This is a genomic window from Empedobacter falsenii (assembly GCF_013488205.1).
In the GTDB taxonomy this organism is placed as follows: Bacteria; Bacteroidota; Bacteroidia; order Flavobacteriales; family Weeksellaceae; genus Empedobacter; species Empedobacter falsenii_C.
This window is the reverse complement of record NZ_CP040908.1, coordinates 267,315-291,121: the sequence shown is the minus strand read 5'-3', so window position 1 is coordinate 291,121 and position 23,807 is coordinate 267,315. Positions and strand designations below refer to the sequence as shown.

The 23,807-nt window shown below is 32.5% G+C and carries 22 protein-coding genes and 4 tRNA genes; 8 read left to right on the top strand and 18 right to left on the bottom strand.

Features of this window, described 5'->3' with window-relative positions; translation table 11 throughout:
- Positions 1-6: 6 nt before the first annotated feature.
- From pgmB to FH779_RS01400, 3 genes are all read right to left on the bottom strand, one after another.
- Complete coding sequence (gene pgmB, locus FH779_RS01410; RefSeq protein WP_180905799.1) at positions 7-663, bottom strand: beta-phosphoglucomutase; 657 nt, start codon at positions 661-663, stop codon at positions 7-9.
- Between the two features lie 5 nt (positions 664-668).
- Positions 669-2,015, bottom strand: coding sequence for an MFS transporter (locus FH779_RS01405; RefSeq protein WP_180905798.1), 1,347 nt, complete (start codon positions 2,013-2,015; stop codon positions 669-671).
- A gap of 162 nt (positions 2,016-2,177) precedes the next feature.
- Positions 2,178-3,197: a LacI family DNA-binding transcriptional regulator gene (locus FH779_RS01400; RefSeq protein ID WP_180905797.1), complete on the bottom strand. Its 1,020-nt coding sequence runs from the start codon at positions 3,195-3,197 to the stop codon at positions 2,178-2,180.
- 224 nt (positions 3,198-3,421) lie between these two features.
- Here FH779_RS01400 and FH779_RS01395 point away from each other — a divergent pair, with 224 nt between their 5' ends.
- From FH779_RS01395 to FH779_RS01375, 5 genes are all read left to right on the top strand, one after another.
- On the top strand, positions 3,422-6,340 hold the full coding sequence (locus FH779_RS01395) for a SusC/RagA family TonB-linked outer membrane protein (RefSeq protein WP_180905796.1): 2,919 nt from the start codon (positions 3,422-3,424) through the stop codon (positions 6,338-6,340).
- Positions 6,341-6,350: 10 nt separating this feature from the next.
- Complete coding sequence (locus FH779_RS01390; protein WP_180905795.1) at positions 6,351-7,976, top strand: RagB/SusD family nutrient uptake outer membrane protein; 1,626 nt, start codon at positions 6,351-6,353, stop codon at positions 7,974-7,976.
- Position 7,977: 1 nt separating this feature from the next.
- Positions 7,978-9,018: a SusE domain-containing protein gene (locus tag FH779_RS01385; RefSeq protein WP_180905794.1), complete on the top strand. Its 1,041-nt coding sequence runs from the start codon at positions 7,978-7,980 to the stop codon at positions 9,016-9,018.
- 89 nt (positions 9,019-9,107) lie between these two features.
- The gene (locus FH779_RS01380) at positions 9,108-11,912 is read left to right on the top strand and encodes an alpha-amylase family glycosyl hydrolase (protein ID WP_180905793.1); all 2,805 of its coding nucleotides are present in this window, start codon (positions 9,108-9,110) and stop codon (positions 11,910-11,912) included.
- Positions 11,913-12,005: 93 nt separating this feature from the next.
- Positions 12,006-13,040 carry a sialidase family protein gene (locus FH779_RS01375; protein ID WP_180905792.1) on the top strand — a complete coding sequence of 345 codons (1,035 nt, stop codon included), beginning with the start codon at positions 12,006-12,008 and terminating at the stop codon, positions 13,038-13,040.
- A 54-nt stretch (positions 13,041-13,094) separates the two neighbouring features.
- Here FH779_RS01375 and FH779_RS01370 read toward each other — a convergent pair whose 3' ends face one another.
- From FH779_RS01370 to FH779_RS01355, 4 genes are all read right to left on the bottom strand, one after another.
- Complete coding sequence (locus FH779_RS01370; protein WP_180905791.1) at positions 13,095-13,811, bottom strand: LOG family protein; 717 nt, start codon at positions 13,809-13,811, stop codon at positions 13,095-13,097.
- A gap of 70 nt (positions 13,812-13,881) precedes the next feature.
- Positions 13,882-14,586 carry a Bax inhibitor-1/YccA family protein gene (locus tag FH779_RS01365; RefSeq protein WP_180905790.1) on the bottom strand — a complete coding sequence of 235 codons (705 nt, stop codon included), beginning with the start codon at positions 14,584-14,586 and terminating at the stop codon, positions 13,882-13,884.
- Between the two features lie 67 nt (positions 14,587-14,653).
- Entirely contained in the window at positions 14,654-15,337 is a 684-nt protein-coding gene (pnuC, locus tag FH779_RS01360; protein ID WP_180905789.1) for a nicotinamide riboside transporter PnuC, read from the bottom strand.
- 110 nt (positions 15,338-15,447) lie between these two features.
- Positions 15,448-16,077, bottom strand: a complete 630-nt coding sequence (locus FH779_RS01355; RefSeq protein WP_180905788.1) for a 4'-phosphopantetheinyl transferase family protein — start codon at positions 16,075-16,077, stop codon at positions 15,448-15,450.
- A gap of 74 nt (positions 16,078-16,151) precedes the next feature.
- Between FH779_RS01355 and ahcY the strand changes: the two genes are divergently transcribed.
- Both ahcY and FH779_RS01345 read left to right on the top strand, forming a co-directional pair.
- Positions 16,152-17,465 carry an adenosylhomocysteinase gene (ahcY, locus tag FH779_RS01350; RefSeq protein WP_038331025.1) on the top strand — a complete coding sequence of 438 codons (1,314 nt, stop codon included), beginning with the start codon at positions 16,152-16,154 and terminating at the stop codon, positions 17,463-17,465.
- 177 nt (positions 17,466-17,642) lie between these two features.
- Positions 17,643-18,218 (top strand): hypothetical protein, encoded by a 576-nt coding sequence (locus FH779_RS01345; protein WP_180905787.1) that lies wholly within the window; start codon positions 17,643-17,645, stop codon positions 18,216-18,218.
- A gap of 20 nt (positions 18,219-18,238) precedes the next feature.
- Here FH779_RS01345 and FH779_RS01340 read toward each other — a convergent pair whose 3' ends face one another.
- Complete coding sequence (locus FH779_RS01340; protein ID WP_180905786.1) at positions 18,239-18,865, bottom strand: hypothetical protein; 627 nt, start codon at positions 18,863-18,865, stop codon at positions 18,239-18,241.
- A 160-nt stretch (positions 18,866-19,025) separates the two neighbouring features.
- Between FH779_RS01340 and FH779_RS01335 the strand changes: the two genes are divergently transcribed.
- The gene (locus FH779_RS01335) at positions 19,026-20,351 is read left to right on the top strand and encodes an aspartyl protease family protein (protein ID WP_180905785.1); all 1,326 of its coding nucleotides are present in this window, start codon (positions 19,026-19,028) and stop codon (positions 20,349-20,351) included.
- An 18-nt stretch (positions 20,352-20,369) separates the two neighbouring features.
- On the opposite strand, the gene FH779_RS01330 is transcribed toward FH779_RS01335, so the two are convergent.
- The 10 genes from FH779_RS01330 to trxA form a co-directional block, all read right to left on the bottom strand.
- Positions 20,370-20,960 carry a hypothetical protein gene (locus FH779_RS01330; RefSeq protein WP_180905784.1) on the bottom strand — a complete coding sequence of 197 codons (591 nt, stop codon included), beginning with the start codon at positions 20,958-20,960 and terminating at the stop codon, positions 20,370-20,372.
- Positions 20,950-21,381, bottom strand: a complete 432-nt coding sequence (locus FH779_RS01325) for an RNA polymerase sigma factor (RefSeq protein WP_244958052.1) — start codon at positions 21,379-21,381, stop codon at positions 20,950-20,952. Before FH779_RS01325 ends, FH779_RS01330 begins: the two co-directional genes overlap by 11 nt.
- A 77-nt stretch (positions 21,382-21,458) precedes the next feature.
- On the bottom strand, positions 21,459-21,722 hold the full coding sequence (locus tag FH779_RS01320; RefSeq protein ID WP_180905782.1) for a hypothetical protein: 264 nt from the start codon (positions 21,720-21,722) through the stop codon (positions 21,459-21,461).
- 72 nt (positions 21,723-21,794) lie between these two features.
- The gene (locus tag FH779_RS01315; RefSeq protein ID WP_180905781.1) at positions 21,795-22,274 is read right to left on the bottom strand and encodes a DUF2938 domain-containing protein; all 480 of its coding nucleotides are present in this window, start codon (positions 22,272-22,274) and stop codon (positions 21,795-21,797) included.
- Positions 22,275-22,353: 79 nt separating this feature from the next.
- Positions 22,354-22,761 (bottom strand): NUDIX hydrolase, encoded by a 408-nt coding sequence (locus FH779_RS01310; protein WP_180905780.1) that lies wholly within the window; start codon positions 22,759-22,761, stop codon positions 22,354-22,356.
- Between the two features lie 87 nt (positions 22,762-22,848).
- Positions 22,849-22,925 (bottom strand) — tRNA-Asp (locus FH779_RS01305).
- 58 nt (positions 22,926-22,983) lie between these two features.
- Positions 22,984-23,057, bottom strand: a tRNA-Asp gene (locus tag FH779_RS01300).
- 48 nt (positions 23,058-23,105) lie between these two features.
- Positions 23,106-23,179 (bottom strand) — tRNA-Asp (locus FH779_RS01295).
- Positions 23,180-23,222: 43 nt separating this feature from the next.
- Positions 23,223-23,296 (bottom strand) — tRNA-Asp (locus FH779_RS01290).
- Between the two features lie 127 nt (positions 23,297-23,423).
- Complete coding sequence (trxA, locus tag FH779_RS01285) at positions 23,424-23,741, bottom strand: thioredoxin (protein WP_038331009.1); 318 nt, start codon at positions 23,739-23,741, stop codon at positions 23,424-23,426.
- Between the last annotated feature and the right edge of the window lie 66 nt (positions 23,742-23,807).

Sequence of the window (23,807 nt, the reverse complement as noted above, 5' to 3'; positions counted from 1 at the left end):
GTATAATTATTGATTGATTAATTCGACCAAGAAATCTGTTGAGATTTCAGTAAAATTATTAAAGTTGTATTTTGCTTCATTCAAAACCGAAGATTCTCCAATTCCGATGCTTGTCATTCCTGCAACATTTGCTGCTTCAATTCCTGCAACAGAATCTTCAAATACAATTGAATTTTCATTCGTTTGATTCGCTTTTTTCGCTCCAACGATAAAAACTTCTGGATCTGGTTTTGCATTAGAAACATCGTTTCCGTCCACGATATCATCGAAATAATTTAGAATATTAACTTTCTCCAAAATTGGACGCGCATTTTTAGAAGCCGATCCCAAAATGATTGGTTGATTGTTTTCTTTTAGAAAGTTTAAAACTTTCATAACGCCTGGTAAAATTTCAGAATCATCCATCTTATCGATGTATTCTAAATATTCTTTGTTCTTCTGAACTAACCATTCGTTTTTCTGCTCATCAGAAGCTTCAACATTTCCCAATCCAAGAATAATTTCTAATGATCGCACACGAGAAACACCTTTCAACAATTCGTTGTGTTCGTGCGTAAAATCGATGTTTAGATTATTCGCTAATTTTTTCCATGCTAAATAATGGTACTTTGCAGTGTCGACGATGACACCATCTAAATCAAAAATAAATGCTTTAGTTTTCAAAATGATTATGCTTTGATTGGTTCATCCACATCTTTTACGCGCGTTACAAAAAGTGCTGCAATAATTAGCGCAACACCACTGGTAACAATGGCGTAGATTGGATTATCGTGATATAAATATTTTACAATTGGACCGCCTAACAATGCGTTGACGATTTGAGGCATACAAATGAAGAAATTGAAAATTCCCATGTAAACACCCATTTTTTTCGCTGGAATTGCTCCCGCTAAAATTGCATAAGGCATCGATAAGATACTTGCCCAAGCGATTCCTACTCCGACCATGGAAAGGATTAATAATTTTGGATCGTGAATAAAATAGATTGAAATTAATCCTAATCCTCCACAAACTAATGAAATTGCGTGTGTCGTTTTTCGACCAAATTTTAGTGCGATTGCAGGTAAAAAGAAAGCGAAAATTGCAGAAATACCGTTGTAAACTCCGAAGATAATTCCAACCCAGTCTCCTGCTTTTTGATATGTTTCTGAATGTGTATCACTCAATGGTAAACCATAAACATGATGAGCAATAGCTGGCGTAGCGAATACCCACATACCGAATAATGCAAACCAAGTAAAAAACTGAACTAAACCTAATTGTTTCATCGTTTTTGGCATATTTCCAAAATCGGTAAAAATCTGTGTTAAGCTTGCTTTTTCTTCAACAATTGGTTCTCTACCTTCTGCTTTTTCGAAAGCGTCTAATTCTTCTGGCGAATATTCTTTTGTTGTAAAAATGGTAATTAAAACGGTTACAATAATTGCAATTGCTCCAATAATGAATGATAAAATTAAGTGAAACGGAACTTCTCCTTCCGCTGCAACACTTGAAACACCAAACCAGTTGCTCAAAATATAAGGTAACCACGAACCCACAACAGCTCCTAAACCAATAATTACAGTTTGAATTGAATATCCTAATGTACGTTGATCCGAAGGCAACATATCTGCTACAAATGCACGCATCGGTTCCATGGCAATATTGAATGAAGCATCCATTATCATCAAGAATCCAGCACCCATCCATAATGCAGGCATCAATGCCGTAAATGCACCTGCTTGTGGCATTAAGATTAATCCGAAAGAAGCCAATAAAGCTCCTACTAAAAAGTATGGTTTTCTTCGTCCAAACTTAGACCAAGTATTATCTGAATAATGACCAATAATAGGCTGAACAATCAATCCCATTAACGGTGCAACAATCCAAAACCAAGACAATTCGTGCACGTCGGCACCAAATGAACTTAGAATACGGCTCGCATTTGCGTTTTGCAAGGCGAAACCCATTTGAACTCCTAGATATCCGAAACTTAAATTCCAGATTTCAAGAAATCCTAATCTACGCTTTCCCATTATCGTAATTTTTTTATGTATTTTACGATAAGCGTTTTAAGCTTATCAAAACTATATTTTTGTAATTTGAGAAGTAAAAATATGTTTTGATTTGTTTACAATGTTAAAACTTTTTTTTGGGATTATTGCAACTGTAACAATTATTTAACCAAAAAAAAATTACTAAATCGTTGTAGTTTCTCGGTGTAATAATTCAGTTCCGACAACTTCGGTAATGTAATGTTCGTGCTCGTTTTCTGACTCTAATTTTTGAATCAATAAACGCGCTGCAATCTCACCCATTTTGAATGCATTTTGTTTAACTGTAGAAATGCTTGGAATTGAGTTCTTGGAAATTACACCATCTGTAAAAGCAATTAAATGTAACTCTTCTGGTACTTTGATTCCTTTTTTCAAGGCAGCTCTCAACACTTTTACAGCATATAATTCGTTTACTGCCATTACAGCGTCAAATTTATTTTTTTCGAAAAATTCATCAATCATAGTGTCCAACTGACTCTCGTCTTCTACACGCAAAATCAAGTTTTCGTCAACTTCAATTCCATTCGCTTCTAACGTTCTTTTATACCCTTCGGTTCTTAAGCGTCCGACACTTATATAATCTGGCGTCGTAATAAAGCCGATTTTCTTGCGTCCTTTACTTATAAAATATTGAATTGCTTCTTGTGTCGCAAGTACATCATCAATAATCACTTTATCGGTATAAACCTCACGCGTTACACGATCGAACATCACAACTGGCATTCCTTGGTTGATAATTTCTTTGATGTGATGATAATCTTTTTTGGCTTGAGTTTCTTTCGAAAGAGAAATTACAAATCCATCTATACTACCCGCCGCAAGCATTTCCATATTAATCACTTCGCGTTCGTACGACTCATTTGACAAACAAATTAATACATTATAACCATATTGATTGGCTAAATTTTCGATACCACTAATTACCATCGCGAAAAAATCGTGAACGATTTCGGGAATAATTACGGCAATAGTTTTCGTTTTGCGATTCTTTAGACTTAATGCAATATTATTCGGTTTGTAGTTGTATAATTTTGCAAATGCTTGAATCTTTTTTTTCGTTGCAGCACTAATCTCTTCGCTATTTTTCAACGCCTTAGAAACCGTTGATATCGAAACATCTAACTCTTTTGCAATCTGTTTTAATGTCAAATTCTTTTTCATAATCTTCTTTCTACCTTAACCATCAATCTTATTCTACTAATTTCCGCCTTTTTTATTAAAAATTAACATGCACTAACAATTAATTTAATTATTTATTAACACGAAAACGTTTTCGTTTAACTAGTCGGTGTATTACATACACAATCAATCAATTAAACGACTTACATTTGGTAATGAGAAGTAAAAATATAAATTAATAATTAACGAAACAAAACGAAAAATATATGAGGATTTTAAAACAATCTCTTCTAGCATTAGTTTTATCAAGCCCTGCTATTTTATCTGCACAAACTGCGATAAAAGGAACAGTACAAGATAGCGCTAATAACACGGTTTTAGCTGGTGCAGATGTTTCGAACATTACAACAGGAGAATCGACAGTTTCTGATGAAAAAGGAAATTTTACATTAGAAGCGAACGATGGTGATATAATTGTTATCAGTTTTTTTGGTTATGACGATCAAGAAATAACTTTTGCGGGACAAACGCAATTACAACTTCGTATGTCTAAAACGACAGAAAACTTGAAAGAAGTTGTTGTAATTGGGTATGGTACAGCAAAAAAAGAAGATGTCACAGGTTCTGTAAATCAATTAAATTCAGAAGATTTCAACAAAGGATCAATCACTTCTGCACAAGAATTAGTGACTGGAAAAATCGCTGGTGTTGTGGTAACATCTGCTGGTGGAGCTCCTGGTGACGGTCAAAACATTATCATTCGTGGTAATAGTTCGTTATCATTAAACTCTCAACCATTATATGTGGTAGATGGTGTTCCTTTATCTGAAGTAAATATTGGAGGTTCTCGAAATCCATTGGATTTCTTAAATCCTAACGACATCGAAACGATGACTATTCTGAAAGATGCTTCGGCAACTGCTATTTATGGTTCTCGTGCTGCGAATGGTGTTGTAATGGTTACAACTAAAAAAGGAAAAGGAAAAAAATTCCGTTTTAACTATAATTCAGTTACATCAATTTATCAACCAGAAGGTTATATTGACGTAATGAATGCAGATCAATTCCGTGAATTGGTAAAATCTGTAGGAACTGCTGACGAAATTGCTCGTTTAGGTAATGCAAATACAGATTGGCAAAAAGAAATTTATAAAACTTCTGTAGGTTTTGATCACAATTTTAGTGCAACAGGGAATATTGGAGGTAAAATGCCTTCTCGTTTTTCTATTTCTAATACAGATCAGGATGGTATTTTAAAAGGAGATAACATCAATCGTACAACAGCTTCTATGAACTTGAGTCCATCTTTCTTAGATGATCACTTAAAATTTGAATTGAATGCTCGTGGTTCTTATATCGAGAATCAATTTGCAAACAGAGGTGCAATTGGAGCTGCTTTAGAATATGATCCAACTCAACCAGTTTATTCTGGAGCAAATGTATTTGGAGGTTACCATACTTGGATGGACGGAGCTGTTAAACACAATTTAGCGCCAACTAACCCAGTTGCATTAATCAATGAAAACAGAGATACATCTGAAGTTCGTCGTTTTGTAGGAAATGCAAAAATGGATTATAAATTACATTTCTTACCGTCTGTTACAGCAACAGTTAATGTAGGTTATGATATTTCTAATGCGAATGGACGAAATGTAACAACTGCAAATATGCCAAGTTCTTCTTTGACTTGGGATGGTTCTAAAACAACTTTTAGCGCACAGTTCTACAACAAATTATTTGATGCATATTTAACATTCAATAAAGATTTTGGACAACACGGATTGACTGTTGTTGGAGGTTACAGTTATCAATACTTTAATACATACAATACCAATTACGATAGCGAATTAGAACAACAAGGTTCTGATCAATTTCGTTTTGTAGATCGTGATCAATATTCTTTATTATCATACTTCGGACGTTTAAACTATAATTTTGATAATCGTTACATCTTAACAGCGACTATGCGTGCAGATGCTTCATCAAAATTAAGCCATGACAATCAATGGGGTTATTTCCCTTCTGCGGCTATTGCGTGGAATATCTCTAAAGAAGAATTCTTGAAAGGAAGCTCTGTTGTAAATGATTTGAAATTACGTGTAGGTTATGGTAAAGTTGGTAATGTAAACGGATTAGGAAACTTCCAATTCTTAACGCGTTATCAAGGATCAGAATCAACTGCTTATTATCAATTTGGTTCTACATTCTATCAAACTTATCGTCCTCAACCATTTAATGGTGATTTGAAATGGGAAATTTCGAGTACATTAAATGCTGGTATTGATTACTCATTATTCAAAAATAGAATCTACGGTACATTAGATGTTTACAAGAAAAAAACAAGTGATTTAATTGCGAGTGTTTATGTAGATCCATTTACAAACTTTGGAAATATGATCGATAAAAATATCGGTGATATGGAAAATAAAGGAATCGAATTTAGCATCAATGCTGATATCGTAAAATCTAAAGATTTTGATTGGTCTTTTGGATACAACATCGCTTTCAATGATAATAAAATTGTCAACTTACCTACTGATAACTTAACAGGAAGTATTGATGGAGGAACTGGTAACAATATTCAAATTCAACGTGAAGGAGAAGAACCATTTAGTTTCTATGTGTACAAGCAAATTTATGATGCAAACGGAAAACCAATCGAAGGAGCTTACGAAGATTTGAACAACGACGGAATCATCAACGAAAAAGACCGTTACATTCACAAAAGCCCTTTCGCAAAAGTAACAATGGGATTCAATACATTCTTCCGTTACAAAAACTGGGATTTAAGTGCTACTGCTCGTGCTAATATCGGAAACTATGCTTACAACAACATGGCTTCGTCTAAAGGTTATAGCAAAAAGGCAACTGGAAATGGTCAAAACTATTTATCTAATGTACTTTCAAGCTACTACAACACAGGTTTCACAAGTATCACAGAAACTAATTTGTTAAGTGATTACTTTATAGAAGATGCATCTTTCTTCCGTATTGATAACATTACATTAGGTTACAACCTAAAACAAGCGATCAAAGGATTAGATATTCGTCTTTATGGAGCGGTTCAAAACGTAGCTGTATTCACAAATTACAGCGGTTTAGATCCTGAAATTTACCGCGGAATTGATAATAGTTTTTATCCAAGACCGAGAACGTATGTATTTGGTTTAAATGTTAATTTCTAAGAAAACTACAATGAAAAAGATTAAAATTTCAACATATATTTTAGCTGCGGCATTGGCTTTCTCTGTTTCTTCATGTCATGATGATTTAGATTTAATGCCAAATGATCCAGATACTTATACACAATTTGATGTATTCAAAGATGCTGCTACTGCAAAATCTGCTTTAGCAAAAGTATACGCTTCTTTAGCACTTACAGGACAAAAAGGACCTGCGGGAAGTGGAGATATTCAAGGTATTGACGAAGGTGCTTCTCAATATACTCGTTTAATGTTCAACTTAAATGTATTGACAACAGACGAATCTATTGTTGGTTGGGGAGATCCAGGTTTACCAAACTTGCATGAGATTTCTTGGGGTGCAAGCAACAGTTTTGTTGAAGCAATGTATTATCGTTTAGCACAAACAGTTTCTTTCTCAAACTCATTTATTGCAAATGCTGAAGCTTTATCTAGCACAACTCCAGAAGTGAAAGAATATGTGGCTGAAGCGCGTTTCATTAGAGCATATGCTTATTATAGCTTAATGGATTTATATGCGAATGTTCCGTTAGTAACAGAAGTTTCTTCTGAATTACCAAAACAAAGCAATCGTCAAGAGATTTTCACTTTCGTTGAAAGCGAATTAAAAGCAATCGAAGCTGAATTAAAAGCTGGTCGTGCAAACGAATACGGACGTGTAGATAAAGCAGCTGCTGAAGCATTATTATCTCGTTTATATCTAAATGCAGAAACTTGGATTGGTCAAGCAAAATATACAGAAGCTATTACTTATTCTAAATTAGCAATGCAAGCTGGATATACGCTTAACACAACTGATGGAAATAAAAATGGTTCTGCTTACGACGAATTATTTTTAGCTGATAATGATACAAATGGAGCGCAAAACGAAGCTATTTTCGTTTTAAACTTTGACGGAAATAATTCTCGTACATACGGTGGTTCTACTTTCTTAGTAAAAGCTGCAATCGGTGGAAAAATGACTGCTGCTGATTATGGTGTAAATGGTGGATGGGGAGGTCCTCGTTCTACAAAAGCATTAGTTAATCAATTTACAGATGCCGTAACAACAAAAGACAGTAACGGAAACCCAACAGCATGGAAAGATAAACGTGCCATGTTTTTTACAGATGGACAAACATTTGAGATTAACAACATAAGTACATTTGGAGAAGGTTATGCTGTTTACAAATGGTCAAACAAACGTTCAGACGGAAAAAGCGCAAACGATGCAACAGGAGAATATGTTGACACAGACGTTCCAGTAATTCGTTTAGCAGAAGTTTATTTAAACTATGCCGAAGCTGTTTTACGTGGAGGAACTGGTGGAGATCGTGCAACTGCATTGAACTTAATCAACGAATTAAGAACTCGTGCATACGGAAATACTTCAGGTAATATTACTGACGGACAATTAAACTTAGATTTCATTTTAGCTGAAAGATCAAGAGAATTGTACTGGGAAGGAACGCGTAGAACGGATTTAATTCGTTTCAGTAGATATACAAATAATTACAATTGGCCTTGGAAAGGTGGCGTTCAAAACGGAACTTCTGTAGATGCTACAAAAGTTATCTTCCCAATTCCAAACAATATTATTGTCATTAATCCAAACTTAACTCAAAATCCAGGTTATTAAGATGAAAAATTTTATAAAATATATTTCGTTAGCTTGTGCGAGTATTTTTGCCTTAAGCGCATGTAACGATGATGAAGATATCATCAAATTAGATCCTTCAACTTTTGTTGCACCGAAAGTAGAAACGCCTGCTTCATCAACAATTGAATTGTTAGAAGAAAATGCTGCAAATACAGCAATGACATTTAATTGGAGTGCTGCAAATTATGGAACAAATACTCCTCCTAAATATGAATTACAAATTGATATCAAAGGAGATAATTTCGAAAATCATCAAGTTCTTACTTCAACTTCAACATTAACTGCTGATGTTACCGTGAAAGAATTGAATTTAGCAGTTATTGCTTTAGGATTAGAACCTTTTAAAGAAGGAGAGATAGAATATCGTATTGTTTCTACAGTTGGTACTCCTGGTTATCAACAATTAATTTCTAATGTCAATATATTGAAAATAACGCCATATCCAACAGATTTATCTACAAATTGGGGTGTTGTTGGTTCTGCCGCTCCTAACGGTTGGGACGGACCAGACGTTCCATTTTGGAAAACTGATGTTACAAATGTATTTGTAGCATATACAGATTTAAAACCAAATGATAAAAATGAAAGCGAAATCAAATTCCGTCAAGACAACAAATGGGAGTTAGATTATGGTGGATCGAATGGAAAACTTGAAAAAGGAGGTAAAAACATCGCAGTAGACGCTGGTACTTACAAGATAACTATGGACTTAACAAATCTAACTTATAAATTAGATAAATATTCTTGGGGATTAGTAGGTGACGCTACAGCAAACGGATGGGATGGTCCAGATCAAAAATTATCTTATGATGGTGCTTTAGATGCGTGGACTATTACTACAACATTAAAAGATGGAGAATTTAAATTCCGTTTAAATAATGATTGGGGAACAAACTATGGTGGTACAAGTAACGCAGGTGAGCTAACAGATAAAGACGGAGCTAACATCAAAATAAAAGCTGGAAAATATAAAATCACAGCTAATTTCACAAAGAAAACTTATACAGTAGAAGCTCAATAAAATTTTTTCTCATCAACAATTAATTTTTTAAAAGCCATTAAAATTCAATTACGTTTTTTAATGGCTTTTTTTCTAAAACCACACAAAACATGAAAAACATTCTATCTATTTTGATGCTTTTAATGGTAATATCTTTTACCAAAGCACAAATTACAACAATACCTTCACCGCCCGAAGCAAACCAAGCTGTTGTGATAAACTTTGATAAAACAGGAACAGGTCTTGCCAATTATTCGGGAGATATTTATGCGCATACAGGCGTAACTATTGACGGAAAGCAATGGGAAAATGTAATTGAAAGTTGGGGAAATAACACTACTCAACCCAAATTAACTTTCGTTTCTGGATCAACCTACAAATTAGAAATCCCGAATTCTATTTATCAATTCTATGGAGTTGATACTTCTAAAAATATTACTGCAATAAATATTGTTTTTAGAAGTGCTGACGGAAAACAACAAACTACGGATCTTTCTATTTCGGTAGGTTCTTTTAAAGTTACTTTAACTAATCCGCTCGAAAATTCGATTACAAATGTTTCTTCAGGATCAAGTTTTAACATCAAAGCGACAGCTACAAAATCTGCTAATTGGACATTAACTACCAACGGAACTCAAATTGATGTATTAAATAATTCAACAACTTTTGATAAAAATTATACCATTTCTCAAAATCAGAATTATACATTAAATGCTACTTTTAATGGTCAAACAATAAGCAAATCTTTTACAGTTAATATCAAACCAACAGTGAAAGATGTAGCTATTCCATCTAATTTGCATGAAGGAATTAATTATTTGGCTAATGATTTTTCAAAAGCATATTTGGTTTTATACGCACCACAAAAAGAGTTTATTCATGTAATTGGAAGTTTCAATAATTGGCAACTTTCAGATCAATATGTGATGAATCGTGATACAACTAACAAAGATTTATATTGGATTGAATTGTCTAATCTCAAAGCTAATGAAATTTATACGTTTCAATATCGTACAAGTGATGGAATCAAAACTGCCGATCCTTATTCGACTTTAGTTTTATCGCCTTATGATGATCCGTATATTACCGCAGCAACTTACCCAAATATGCCTGTATATCCTACTGGACAACAATTTGAAGTTTCTGTTTTACAAACAAATCAAGCAAAATACAATTGGAAAGTTTCAAATTTCAATCGCCCAAATAAAGAGAATTTGATGATTTACGAATTATTAGTTCGCGATTTCAATTCGACAAAAACATGGCAATCTTTAATTGATGATTTTGATTATTTCAAAAAATTAAACATCAACGCAATCGAAGTGATGCCTGTAATGGAGTTTGAAGGAAATATTTCTTGGGGTTATAATACCGCTTATCATCTTGCTTTGGATAAAGCTTACGGACCTGCAGATAAAATGAAAGAGTTCATCGATTTGTGTCATCAAAATGGAATTTCAATCATTTTGGATGTTGCTTTAAATCACGTTTATGGGCGATCTCCGTTGGTTAGAATGTGGATGAATGATCCTGATGGAGATGGTTTTGGAGAACCAACCACTACGAATCCTTATGTTAATCAAACCGCAAAACATAGTTACAATGTCGGTTACGATTTAAATCATCAACTAACGCCAACTCAAAATTATGTACAACGTACATTGAAACATTGGATTGAAGAGTTTAAAATTGATGGTTTTAGATGGGATTTAACAAAAGGATTTACTCAAAATTGTACACCTGCAGATGAAGCTTGTACAAACGGATATCAAGCTGATCGTGTAGCAATTTTAAAAAAATATGCTGATATGCAATGGACAATTGACCCAAATTCTTACATCATTTTTGAGCATTTAGGAAATAATGGTTCTGCACAAGAAGAAACAGAATGGGCGAATTATCGCATTAACGAAGGCAAAGGAATTATGCTTTGGGGAAAAGCGACAAATAATTTCAATCAGAATACAATGGGATATGCTTCGGATAGTAACTTTGATTGGTTGAAACATACTGTAAAAGGTTTTACGAAAAAACATTTAGTTGCCTATGCAGAAAGTCATGATGAGGAAAGAATGATGTACAAAAATTTACAATATGGTGCATCTTCAGGAACTTATAATGTAAAAGATTTAAAAACTTCTTTAGAAAGACAAAAAGCTCTGGGTGCTGTTTTGTTTACGATTCCTGGTCCTAAAATGTTGTGGCAATTCGGAGAAATAGGATACGATTATTCGATTAATCATTGCGAAGATGGAACAAATACTGACGGATGCCGTACCAATCCAAAACCTATTCCAAACGAAATTGGTTATTTAACAAATACTGATAGAAAATCTGTTTATGATGTTTGGGCAAAAATTATTGGACTTAAATTAAACAACAAAGTTTTCGAAACTGATAATTATACAATTACATCTGGTGATTTAAAACCTCGTATTCAGATTACAAATAATTTATTATCGTCGTCTGATTTATATGAAGTTATTGTGATTGCAAACTTCACTACAAGTACTCAAGCAATTGCGCCACTTTTTCCATTTGTAGGAAATTGGTACAATTTAATGGACGAAACAACGCTGAATGTAACCAATACAAATTCATCGTTTACAATTAATCTAAATCCAGGTGAATTCAGAATTTTCGGAAATGCAAAAGCGAATTTATCAACAGATAATATTGAGGTTAATTCAGAAAAAATTTCTATCACTCCAAATCCAGTTTTTTCCTCTTTTTCATTAAATATTAATTCAGAAAAAGTAAAAATTTATGATTTAACAGGAAAACTGGTCAAAGAATTTTCAGGAAAATATTCAGCGATACATCAATTTAACATCAAGGAATTACCAAAAGGTATTTACATTCTTGACATTGAAGCTAAAAATCGAAAATCGTCTGCGAAGCTGATTAAAATTTAATTTTAAACAAAAGCCATTAAAATTCGTTTTAATGGCTTTTTCATTTTCTCAAATCGTTGAAAATTCTATAACTTGTCGGTTAATTTACACACCATGACAAAAAAGAAAATTCTACTTACCTTTTTTTCCATCGCTTATACGCTGGGATTTGCCCAAACCAACAAACAAGTTTTATTTACAAGCAAAAATAAATCGAATGTCAAATGTTATCGCATTCCGAGTATTATTACATCAGCAAAAGGAACATTGATTGCAGCGATTGACGAACGTGTTCCAAATTGTGGCGATTTGCTTTACAATCCTGATATCAATATTGTAATTAGAACAAGTGATGACAAAGGAAAAACATGGTCAGAAATCAAACGAATTGTTGATTTTCCTGATCAAGAATCTGCTTCTGATGTATCGATGGTTATGGATGAAAAGACAAAAGAAATCTATCTTTTTTACAATTACATGAATCATAAAATTGCAAAAAATGAATTCAGATTACATTTTGTAAAAAGTGCTGACAACGGAGAAACATGGTCAAAACCTGTTGATATTACAGATCAAATTACGCCAACCGAATGGAAAAAAGATTTTAAATTCATTACTTCTGGTCGAGGTACATACACAAAAGAAGGTTGGATTTTGAATACATTGGTTCGATTGAAAGATGGTGTTTATGTATTCGGAAGTAAAGATCATGGGAAAACGTGGGAACGAATTTCGAGTGTTGCGGAAAAAGCGGATGAAACAAATATTGTACAGCTTCCAAACAAAGATTGGATGTTGAATGCACGTATTCAGAATGCTGGTTTCAGAAAAATATTTATCTCGAAAGATCAAGGAAAAACGTGGACGTCTAAAATGGAAGAACAATTAATTGATCCAACTTGTAATGCTTCTACATTGGTTTTAGGAAAAGATATTGTGTTTAGTAATTTGCATGATCCGAAAGATCGTCAAAACTTGGGATTGAAAGTAAGTAAAGATCAAGCGAAAACATGGAATTTTATAAAAACAATAGAACCAAATTCTTCGGCTTATTCCGTTTTAACAAATATCTCAAAAAATAAAGTCGGAATTTTTTATGAAGCTGATGATTATCAAGATATGGTTTTTGAAGTAGTTGATTTAAAATAAATTCAATCATAAAAACATAAAAAAACCTCATCAAATGATGAGGTTTTTCGTTGCTTAAAAATTAAGCTTAATATTATATTTTTCGTAGAAATTCTCGATATGAGCAACGGCTTCTTCCGCTGTATCAACCAAACGGAAAAGATCCAAATCTTTCTCAGAAATATAACCTTCTCTCAAAACTGTTTCTTTGATCCAATCGATTAAACCTGACCAATATTCAGTTCCAACTAACACAATTGGGAAACGACCTGTTTTCTTCGTTTGTACCAATGTCATCGACTCAAATAATTCGTCTAACGTTCCGAAACCTCCTGGCATTCCGATAAATCCTTGCGAATATTTCACAAACATTACTTTTCGTGCAAAGAAATAATCAAAATTAATTTCATACTCGCGGTCGATATATTTGTTCAATTCTGTTTCAAAAGGCAATGTAATTCCCAATCCAACAGAAGTTCCTCCACCCTTTTGCGCTCCTTTGTTTGCAGCTTCCATAATTGCAGGACCTCCACCAGTAATTACTCCAAAACCAATCTGCGTTAATCGGTATGCAATGTCTTCTGCTAATGCATAATATGGATGATCTGGAGAAGTACGTGCCGAACCAAAAATAGACACACATGGTCCTATTTTAGACATTACTTCGTAACCATTTACAAATTCTGCCATAATCTTGAACAACGCCCAAGAATCATTTATTCTAATCTCGTTCCAATCTTTTGGTCGAAACGGAGATTGTATTCTATCGTCTTCCTTTTCTTTATCTGTCATAGTATTTTAAATAAAAAAACCGCAACAAAAATGCTACGGTTCAATATACAAATTTATTGTTTCTTAATGATTAATCTCTACTCATAAAAATTCTCAAAATATACCAAAACAATAACATTAATGAAGCAAATAACGACAATGCCGCTGCAACATATTGTTGTGTTCCGAACTCATATTTTAATTGGTGAGTGTTGTACAAAATTGCTCCTCCAGCCAAGGCACACATTCCAACTGAGAACCATAATCCTAAATCGAACCCGAATAACATTCCTGCAATAATCAATCCAATTGCTAAGAAAAATCCTATAGTTAATGCTCCTCGTAAAATAGAGAAATCTGCTTTTGTTAAAAATACAATAGCCGATAATCCTACAAATAATCCACCTGTTACAACGGCCGCTTGTTTTATCACATAAGTTCCGCCATAATATAATGCAATGTACAGCATTGGCACAAAGATTAAAGCTTCTGCAACTATGTATAAAAAGTAGCCTAAATATTGTTTAGATTTTGAAATCGATCCGTACGCCATTTTTTGTGCAACCCATGTAATTCCCATGAAACCTGCTAATAAAATAAGCCAAAGATATCCAGAAGTTAAACTTAACATAAAGCTGACTAATGCTTCTGATTTTAACATCAAAGATTCGATTAAAACAAATACCAAAACTCCTCCAGCAACGTGTCCGTAAGTATGTTTATAGAAATTTGCCCTTTCTACGCTTGTTGCCTGTGCAACCAATTGGTTTTGTTGATATACGTGTTGATTTTCCATATTCGTAATTTTTATAGGTTTTTCAAATTCAATTTACAAGGCTAAAATACTAATTTTAAATTATTTCTTAGCTCACTATTTTCTGTGAATTTTTGGCTGATTTTATCCAATCGATTAATCCGATAAATGATAAAATCAACAAGACAATATATTGCACCGAAGTGATAACTGCTCCTTTGTAAATCATTAATGGAATCATGATTAAATCGCCGATAATCCAGAAATACCAGTTATCAATTTTTCGTCGCGCCATCATCCACATTCCAATCAAAAAGATAGCGGTCGTCGAAGCGTCTACAAAATCAATTTTGGTATAATGTAATTTGCATTGATTGATAAAATTAACATCAAACCCGTTTTGAATGACTGGACGGAAATAATAAATCGTCAAAATAAAGATAAAACTCAACGCGAAAAGTAACGTTGCGTACAGATACTCTCTCTTCGTTGCCCACGAAACATCTACATGTTTATGATCGGCTTCGAGATTTTTTTGCCACAAAACCCAACCATAAATCGCCATTGAAGTATAGTAAACATTAATAATTGTTTCACCATATAATCCCCAATTAAAAAATAAATAAATGAAAATAAATGTTGAAATAATTGTAGTTGGATAAACCCAAATATTGCGTTTATAGGTATAATAAACCGAAATAATTCCGAACAATGTTGCTATTATTTCAAGTAAAATATTCAGTGTAGAATAAGTTTTGTAAGGCGCAAGGATGTAATCAATAAAATCGTTCATTCTTAAGTTGTGAGTTGTGAGTTGTGAGTTGTGAGTTGTGAGTTAAAAATAATTCTTTCTAAATCGTAAATCAAAAATCTAAATTCGTAATTCTAATTTCTAACTTTTACTTATTCATAATCCAACACCCAAACCAAATAATATTCACCAATCATTTTATAGAATGCATGATATTTACGAGATTTCACATCGTCCGAAATCCAACAAATAAATTGTTTATTCTCTACTAATTCAAATTCTTCTGCACGATAATGATTCAAAAAATTCCAAAGATTACCACCATTCAACTTGTACAAACCTTCTTTCATTCCCCAAATTATATGCAGATATTCAGTCTCGTGCTCTTGAGGAATCCAAGCTATTTCATCTGGACGGGCAAACTTGTGTTTAATATTTAGGATTTTTTTTGGACGAGCCAATTCAATATCAATCCCAATATTATATTCGCTCACACCAACAGAAACCAATCCATAAGAATGTGTGATAGAAATTTCTTTATTTGTAGGTAAAAAAGGTTTTCCACGTTCGTCATAATTTACATCATAATCCAAGTCCAATTTCTTTAGACAAGCGCGCAAACCAAGATATTCTCTGGCCTGTTTAGGTCGAAGATTATTATATTTTTCCATCCTATACTCCTCTAAATGAAGATATTCTAATAATTCTTCATTCGATTCTGTTACATTCCACGTAATAATGCGGGTATGTTTAAAATCGTTAATATAATCGATAACGGGCATTTTATTAATCGAAATTTGTTTGTAAATTTGTTCCTTATAAACTTTAAAAAAAAGTTAGTTAAATATATCAATTGATGGATACAAAAACGCAATACATTCCATACAAAGTTAAAGATATTTCTTTAGCTGAGTGGGGAAGAAAGGAAATTACGTTGGCTGAGGCAGAAATGCCTGGGTTGATGGCTATCCGTGAAGAGTACAAAGCTGCTCAACCTTTGAAAGGTGCTCGCATTGCAGGTTGTCTACACATGACAATCCAAACTGCAGTTCTTATCGAAACGTTGGTTGCTTTAGGAGCTGATGTTACATGGTCGTCATGTAATATTTTCTCTACACAAGATCACGCTGCGGCTGCAATTGCTGCTGCTGGGATTCCTGTGTATGCTTGGAAAGGGATGAACGAAGAGGAATTCGATTGGTGTATCGAGCAAACATTATTCTTCGGAGAAGATCGTAAACCATTAAACATGATTTTGGATGATGGTGGAGACTTAACGAATATGGTGATTGATCGTTACCCAGAATTGGTTGCTGAGATCAAAGGATTATCAGAAGAAACAACTACGGGTGTACACCGTCTTTACGAAAGAATGGAGAAAGGTACATTGCCTATGCCTGCAATTAACGTAAATGATTCTGTAACAAAATCTAAATTCGACAACAAATACGGATGTCGCGAATCTGCAGTAGATGCTATCAAACGTGCTACTGACCTGATGATCGCTGGTAAACGTGTTGTAGTTTGTGGATTTGGTGATGTTGGTAAAGGTACAGCGGCTTCTTTCCGCGGTGCTGGAGCAATTGTTACAGTAACAGAAATCGACCCTATTTGTGCTTTACAAGCATCTATGGAAGGTTACGAAGTAAAAAAATTAGATACAGTGGTTGCAAACGCTGATATCGTAATTACGACTACTGGTAACTTTGGAATTGTACGTGCAGAGCATTTCGAGAAAATGAAAGACAAAGTAGTTGTGTGTAACATTGGTCACTTCGATAACGAAATCGATATGGCTTGGTTAAACGGAAACTACGGAAACACGAAAGAAGAAATTAAACCACAAGTTGACAAATACAACATCAACGGAAATGACATCATCATTTTGGCTGAAGGACGTTTAGTTAACTTAGGTTGTGCAACAGGACACCCTTCTTTTGTGATGTCAAACTCTTTCTCTAACCAAACTTTAGCTCAAATCGAATTGTGGACAAATTCATCAGCTTACAAAAACGAAGTATATACTTTGCCTAAGCATTTAGATGAAAAAGTTGCAGAATTGCATTTAGCTAAATTAGGAGTAGAATTAGAAGTTTTATCTCAAGAACAAGCAGAATACATTGGTGTAACGGTTGAAGGACCATTTAAACCAGAATATTATAGATATTAATTAATTTTAATTCAAAATTTTTATTTGAAAAAAGAAAAAAGCACTTAACTATATGCCCTCGCCCTGAACAAGCGAGGGCTTTTTTGTTAGTCTTATTCTTCAAACTAATAAACTAATGCTTAATCATTTTTAAAATATTATCTTTAAATCATTATTGAATAATTTTTATTACTGATTATGATTAAAAAATGTTTACAACTTGGATTCGTTTTAATTGGTTGTTCTTCACTTTTTGCACAAACTGAAAAACCTTCAGAAATATTCTGGAAAAATCTCGAAAAACATTGCGGTAAAGCTTACGAAGGAAAATTGCCTGAACATATTACGCGCGATGATTTTGCAGGTAAAAAATTAACCATGCATGTAAAAAGTTGTTCAACAAACGAAATTAAAATTCCGTTCAATGTTGGTGATAATTATTCGAGAACGTGGATTTTGACTAAAAAAGATGGAATCATCACGCTAAAACACGATCATCATCACGAAAATGGAACTTCGGAAACAATTACATTTTATGGAGGAATAAATACAAATTATGGTTTCAAAGATTTCCAGATGTTTCCTGCTGATCAAGAAACTGCAAGATTAATAGATTATGCTTCGACAAATATTTGGTGGATTACCTTGGATGATAAAACGTTTAGTTACAATTTGCAAAAAGCAGGTTCTAAAACACCTTTCAACGTCTATTTTGACTTGACAAAAGAAATTGAAACTCCGCCAGCACCTTGGGGTTGGGGAACACCTCGATAATAAAAAGCTGAAAAGCTCTTTTATCTTTTTATCAATAAATCAGCATTGATTGCAGGCGTAATTCCTAATGGTGTTTTCATCCACACATCAGAATCAGTCGTTTTATATAAACATTTAGCCAGCAAAGCTCCACTAAAATAAATTGGCTTTTCAACTTCTGTTAATAATTCTACTTTAATGAAAAAATCATCTTGATATTTAATATTCAAATCACGTAAATCCATCGAAAAGACATCATTCTGTTGATATTCTTTTTTTACAACAACTTCAAAAGGTTTTTCTAAAATTGATTGAGCTGGTTTCCCATTATTCATTGCCGTTAAATCAACTTTCAAAAGAATAGAATCTAATTTCAAACTATTACTAAAATTGAAATTAATACGTTGAAAAGTGAATTCTTTTTTAGGCGCATTTATTGGAATTGCAAATTCTTTGGTAAACTTAGGAAGTGAATCTTTACTAAAATTAATATCAGCCGTTAATCCGATTAAAATTGATTTCGTCTTGGTATCCGAACCAACACGTTTCAATCGAAATTTGCTTTTATCATACAAAATCGTTTCATGTAATTCTATCGTATCTTTTTTATAATCTTGTGCATTTGCAAACGTTATAAAACATAAAAAAAGAAAGTAAATTTTTGTCATCTATTTGGTTTTTAAATCATTTATCAATTTTATAAAATATAGATGTTCAAAATTCACAAAGGTTACACAATAACATGTTAAAGTTTTAATTCTAACATTAAGAATAATCTTATTATCACATCATTTTTTTTGCATAATTTTAATAAAAACTGAAATTTGAATGAAAATTAGATTATTACTTTCAATAATTTTTGTGTTTACTTTTTTACTAATTCATGCACAAAAAAAGGAACTTTCTTTGGCCGAAAATGTAAATAAAGAAACTATCTCATTTCAATTTATCAAGAATTTAGTTGTTGTTCCAATTACATTTAATGGTCATCAAATGAATTTCATTGTAGATTCTGGTCTTAAAGAAATTATTTTATTCAGCCAATATGACAAAACAATTAACAAAAACAATCTTCGCCAAATTAATTTAAAAGGTCTAGGAAAAGATAATGCTGATACCAAAGGATTTTTTTCATCAAATAATCAAATCGAGATTGGTAAAAATTATTCTTCAAATAATATGGATATTATCGTGATACAAGACGAGAATTTCAACCTCTTTTCTCGATTAGGAATTGAGGTTCATGGAATAATAGGTTCTGAATTTTTCAAAAACTATCCAATTCAAATAGATTATGCAAAAAGAAAAATCACCATTTATAAATCGATTCTTGAAGTTAAAAAATTAAAGAAATTTCAATCAAATCCATTAGAAATAAGTCCAGAAATAAAGCCTTTCACAACTGTTGATTTTACGCATCAAACAACTTACACAAATCAAAAAATGTTGATAGATATCGGAAATAGTGATGGTTTATGGCTTTTCGAGAATCAAATTGAGAATTTAGCACCTTTACAACATGTATTTTCGGATGAATTGGGCAAAGGTTTTAATGGTTCTATTAATGGTAAACGTGGGGTTATAGATGCTGTAAACTTAAATAAATATAAACTTAATCAACCTTTAATTGCCATTCCAGATATCGAATCAATCCAATATATTAACTTTAAAAATAATCGAAAAGGCTCTCTCGGAAATGAAATTTTGAGAAGATTTACAATTATTTTAGATTATAAAAATCAATTGTTTTATTATAAACCGAATCGAAATTTCAAAGATGCTTTTCACTACAATAGAAGTGGATTAACGATAATTCATGATCAATTTGAATGGAAAAATGAAAAAATAAATATTGTATCACAAAATACATCTATATCTGAATATAATTCTATCACGACAAACAAAGTTAACTATCAATATGTGATGAAACCTATTTATAAAATAGAAGCGGTTCGTAAAAAATCGAATGCAGATTTAGTGGGTTTGAAAGCAAATGATATACTTACAAAATTGGACGGAAAACAAGTGAATAAAATGAGTTTAGATGATATCGAAAAATTTATGATTAAAAATGAATTTCAGCAAATTTCTGTAGAAATTCTCCGAAATAATGTTCCAATGAAATTTAAGTTTGTACTTAATATTCCATATTAAAAAAAGAGTAACTTTTGGTTACTCTTCTAATTGATGTAATATATTTTCTAATTCTACCAGATTCTTTTTATAATAAGTAGAAATCCACCATTTTAATAATAAAACGCAAATTAAAACATAGAAAAATAGTGTGAGAAAAATATAAAGATAAAACTGAAATTTGTATTCAAATTGCAACGAGTTTGGATGTTGTATATACGAAACACCAATAATCATCAACATTAAAATACAGATCATGTACGAGTAAATACTGTAAATATCAATCGCAGATTTGTAATTGAAATAAAACCAATTGATGTTCTTTAACGAATTATATTCCAGATGATATGATCGTTTATAAAACTTGAAAACATAAATAAACGGCACCAAAAAAGTCAACGAAACACACAACAATGTCCACCAAATTGTTGGCGTATTTGCATCAAATAAGAAAGGAAAAGTATATAAAAACAATAATCCTAATAATTGAAAATAAAACTCTTGTTTCAATGTTTTTCTTACTTTATCAATAATGGTATTTGCTTCTTGATTAAGCTCAAGATTTGGATCAATTTTCACTTCATCTGAAGATTGATTGTCCCATTGTTTTTGTAATTCATCAAAATTCATAACCGTATTTTTTTATGATGATTTGTATTTTTTCTTTCGTTCTGTTCAATTTCACACGTGCGTTTCCTTCCGAAATTCCCAAGTTCATACTAATTTCCTTGTGATTCTGTCCTTCCAAAAACAGAAAAATCAATGCTTTTTCTACTTTATTCAATTCATGAACTGCTTTATAAAACAATTCGAGTTGTGTTTCTTTTTCACCAGAATTCATCTCATCTACTTGATCAATATTTTCTAAAAAAGTATGACGATCTGCTTTTTTCTTTTCTTTTCTAAAATAAGTTAACGCCGTGTTCAACGAAACGCGATACATCCAAGTTGAAAATTGAGATTTACCTTCGAATCGATCAAAAGATTTCCATAGTTGCAAAACAATCTCTTGTATCAAATCATTTTGATCTTCAGAATTATCCATATACATCTTAGCGATTTTGTGTAAAATCCCTTTGTGTTGATCGATTAATTCTAAAAAAAGAGTTTGTTTAGCTTCCAAAATCGTTACTTTATTTTTTTCAACGCAACTTGTTCATCGTCGATAAATAAAATACAATTGACTCCGAAAAATTCTTGCAAAATATTTACTTTGATCTTTAACTTTTCATCTTTAGAATTTTTTAAATGCCCCGTTAAAATTGGTGCAGAAAAATAGTTAATTTGATAATCTTGTAATTTGTCATTTACAAAAAGTTTTTCGCCAGAAAACCAATTATTCTCGATTCTGATAACATTATTTTCAACTGTTGTTTCCCAAATAGATTTCATCGTTTAATTATTTTAGTGTTTACTAGTAAGTAGGAAAAAAGTAAAAACGTTACAAACTTTTTTGAAAAATATTTAGAATAGAGAAAGAGTTAATGCAGAAATATATAAGCCAAAACCAAAAATAAGATGTGTGAGTAAACTGCGAAAACGCATTACATTTGGCGACGGAAGTTTTGAAGATGCAATTCCAAGCCCAAATGCTGGTTGCATAATAAAAAAAGGTGCGACAATTGTAAATAATCCTACAAATAAAGCAGGAAAAATTGTAGGATGATTTAACCATTCTACCCCAAAAATCACGACTAATAAAATAGAAAATGTAATTCCGATTAAGTAATGCGCCAACCAACCGATAAAAACTTCATTTTGAATTGGTTTTGAATCAAATATTTTATCATGCGTAAACTTTCCATTTGCAAAATGTCCAATCCAACGGCCTACAAATCTATAGTCCAAAGATTTAATATTGAATAATTTCAAAATAAAAGCCCAAATATCCATCACAATTGTTGCTCCAACGCCAACCAATATTGTTTTTATAATTATCTCCATCATTTATTTTTTAAATAAAGATAGATTATTTTTTAATTAATGCAATACAATCGCATTAGTGTGTTTCAAAAATATTTGCTTAAAATTCCATTTCTAACCAAATTGGTAAACTGAATTCTTCTAATAAATGAGCCAATTGAAATTCTTTGTAATTTTCTTTCGTTATCCACACCATTTCTTCTATCTCAGAAGCGATTTTAAGCGTTTCTAATGATTTTAATTTAACATGAAACACATTTGCATGAACTTCAGTATTCGCTTCGTTAACGGCAATAGAAGTATGTTGTCCTAAAAATGAAACATCGTTCTGTAGAATATCAACATTAATCTCTTCTAAAAATTCGCGTCGAAGCGTTGTTAATAATTCTTCATCTTGCTCTCGTTTTCCTCCAACCATCTGAAAAAATTTCGATTTCTTTTTTCGGACAGCTAACATTCTACCTATTTCATCTGTAACCAAGGCGTTCACCAAATAAATATAATTCATTGTTATGCGTTATGCGTTATGCAAAAGTAGAATTTAGGAAAGTTTGGAGCAAAAAAAAGCTTCACAATAAGTGAAGCTTATAAAAGTTGGCGATCCGGACGGGACTCGAACCCGCGACCACTTGCGTGACAGGCAAGTATTCTAACCAACTGAACTACCGGATCAGTCTGTTTTTTTTATTTATAATTTTCGATCGCACTAAAATAGAAAAAGAAATAGATGCGATCCGGACGGGACTCGAACCCGCGACCACTTGCGTGACAGGCAAGTATTCTAACCAACTGAACTACCGGATCAGAAAATTATAAATTGATATATTTTTTATGAATTTTTATAAAAAATTGCGATCCGGACGGGACTCGAACCCGCGACCACTTGCGTGACAGGCAAGTATTCTAACCAACTGAACTACCGGATCAGAAATTATAAAAAATATATTGTGTAAAAGAACGAACTTTTTGCGATCCGGACGGGACTCGAACCCGCGACCACTTGCGTGACAGGCAAGTATTCTAACCAACTGAACTACCGGATCAAAATCTGTATCGATTTCGGATTGCAAATATAGGCGGTTTTCTGATAAAACCTAAACTTTTTTCAAAAAAAATCTCGGAAATTTTGCATCCGAGATTCTTTTATTTCAAAATCAGCGATTTAATTTATTATAAAATCGCGTTTAATTTTTCTACTAATTGCTCTTTTGGAACAACTCCTACAACTTTGTCTACTACTTCTCCGTCTTTGAAGAATAAAATTGTAGGAATGTTGCGGATTCCATATTTCGCAGCAACTTCTTGGTTTGTGTCTACATCAACTTTACCAATAACTGCTTTTCCTTGATATTCTGTAGCAAGCTCTTCCACAACTGGACCAACCATTCTACAAGGACCACACCAAACAGCCCAAAAATCAACCATTGCTGGTTTTCCTGACTCTATAATATCTGATGCAAATGATGCGTCTGTTACTTCTAATGCCATAATCTTATATTTTTTTATCTAATCTTAAGTTTACAAATCTACATAAAATTTTATTCTTGAAAAATT

Excerpts from the sequence above, each read along its gene's own strand:
- FH779_RS01405 (WP_180905798.1), bottom strand. The coding sequence starts at position 2,015 with ATGGGAAAGCGTAGATTAGGATTTCTTGAAATCTGGAATTTAAGTTTC.
- FH779_RS01400 (WP_180905797.1), bottom strand. The coding sequence starts at position 3,197 with ATGAAAAAGAATTTGACATTAAAACAGATTGCAAAAGAGTTAGATGTT.
- FH779_RS01395 (WP_180905796.1), top strand. The coding sequence starts at position 3,422 with ATGAGGATTTTAAAACAATCTCTTCTAGCATTAGTTTTATCAAGCCCT.
- FH779_RS01390 (WP_180905795.1), top strand. The coding sequence starts at position 6,351 with ATGAAAAAGATTAAAATTTCAACATATATTTTAGCTGCGGCATTGGCT.
- FH779_RS01385 (WP_180905794.1), top strand. The coding sequence starts at position 7,978 with ATGAAAAATTTTATAAAATATATTTCGTTAGCTTGTGCGAGTATTTTT.
- FH779_RS01380 (WP_180905793.1), top strand. The coding sequence starts at position 9,108 with ATGAAAAACATTCTATCTATTTTGATGCTTTTAATGGTAATATCTTTT.
- FH779_RS01375 (WP_180905792.1), top strand. The coding sequence starts at position 12,006 with ATGACAAAAAAGAAAATTCTACTTACCTTTTTTTCCATCGCTTATACG.
- FH779_RS01370 (WP_180905791.1), bottom strand. The coding sequence starts at position 13,811 with ATGACAGATAAAGAAAAGGAAGACGATAGAATACAATCTCCGTTTCGA.
- FH779_RS01365 (WP_180905790.1), bottom strand. The coding sequence starts at position 14,586 with ATGGAAAATCAACACGTATATCAACAAAACCAATTGGTTGCACAGGCA.
- pnuC (WP_180905789.1), bottom strand. The coding sequence starts at position 15,337 with ATGAACGATTTTATTGATTACATCCTTGCGCCTTACAAAACTTATTCT.
- FH779_RS01355 (WP_180905788.1), bottom strand. The coding sequence starts at position 16,077 with ATGCCCGTTATCGATTATATTAACGATTTTAAACATACCCGCATTATT.
- ahcY (WP_038331025.1), top strand. The coding sequence starts at position 16,152 with ATGGATACAAAAACGCAATACATTCCATACAAAGTTAAAGATATTTCT.
- FH779_RS01345 (WP_180905787.1), top strand. The coding sequence starts at position 17,643 with ATGATTAAAAAATGTTTACAACTTGGATTCGTTTTAATTGGTTGTTCT.
- FH779_RS01340 (WP_180905786.1), bottom strand. The coding sequence starts at position 18,865 with ATGACAAAAATTTACTTTCTTTTTTTATGTTTTATAACGTTTGCAAAT.
- FH779_RS01335 (WP_180905785.1), top strand. The coding sequence starts at position 19,026 with ATGAAAATTAGATTATTACTTTCAATAATTTTTGTGTTTACTTTTTTA.
- FH779_RS01330 (WP_180905784.1), bottom strand. The coding sequence starts at position 20,960 with ATGAATTTTGATGAATTACAAAAACAATGGGACAATCAATCTTCAGAT.
- FH779_RS01325 (WP_244958052.1), bottom strand. The coding sequence starts at position 21,381 with ATGTATATGGATAATTCTGAAGATCAAAATGATTTGATACAAGAGATT.
- FH779_RS01320 (WP_180905782.1), bottom strand. The coding sequence starts at position 21,722 with ATGAAATCTATTTGGGAAACAACAGTTGAAAATAATGTTATCAGAATC.
- FH779_RS01315 (WP_180905781.1), bottom strand. The coding sequence starts at position 22,274 with ATGGAGATAATTATAAAAACAATATTGGTTGGCGTTGGAGCAACAATT.
- FH779_RS01310 (WP_180905780.1), bottom strand. The coding sequence starts at position 22,761 with ATGAATTATATTTATTTGGTGAACGCCTTGGTTACAGATGAAATAGGT.
- trxA (WP_038331009.1), bottom strand. The coding sequence starts at position 23,741 with ATGGCATTAGAAGTAACAGACGCATCATTTGCATCAGATATTATAGAG.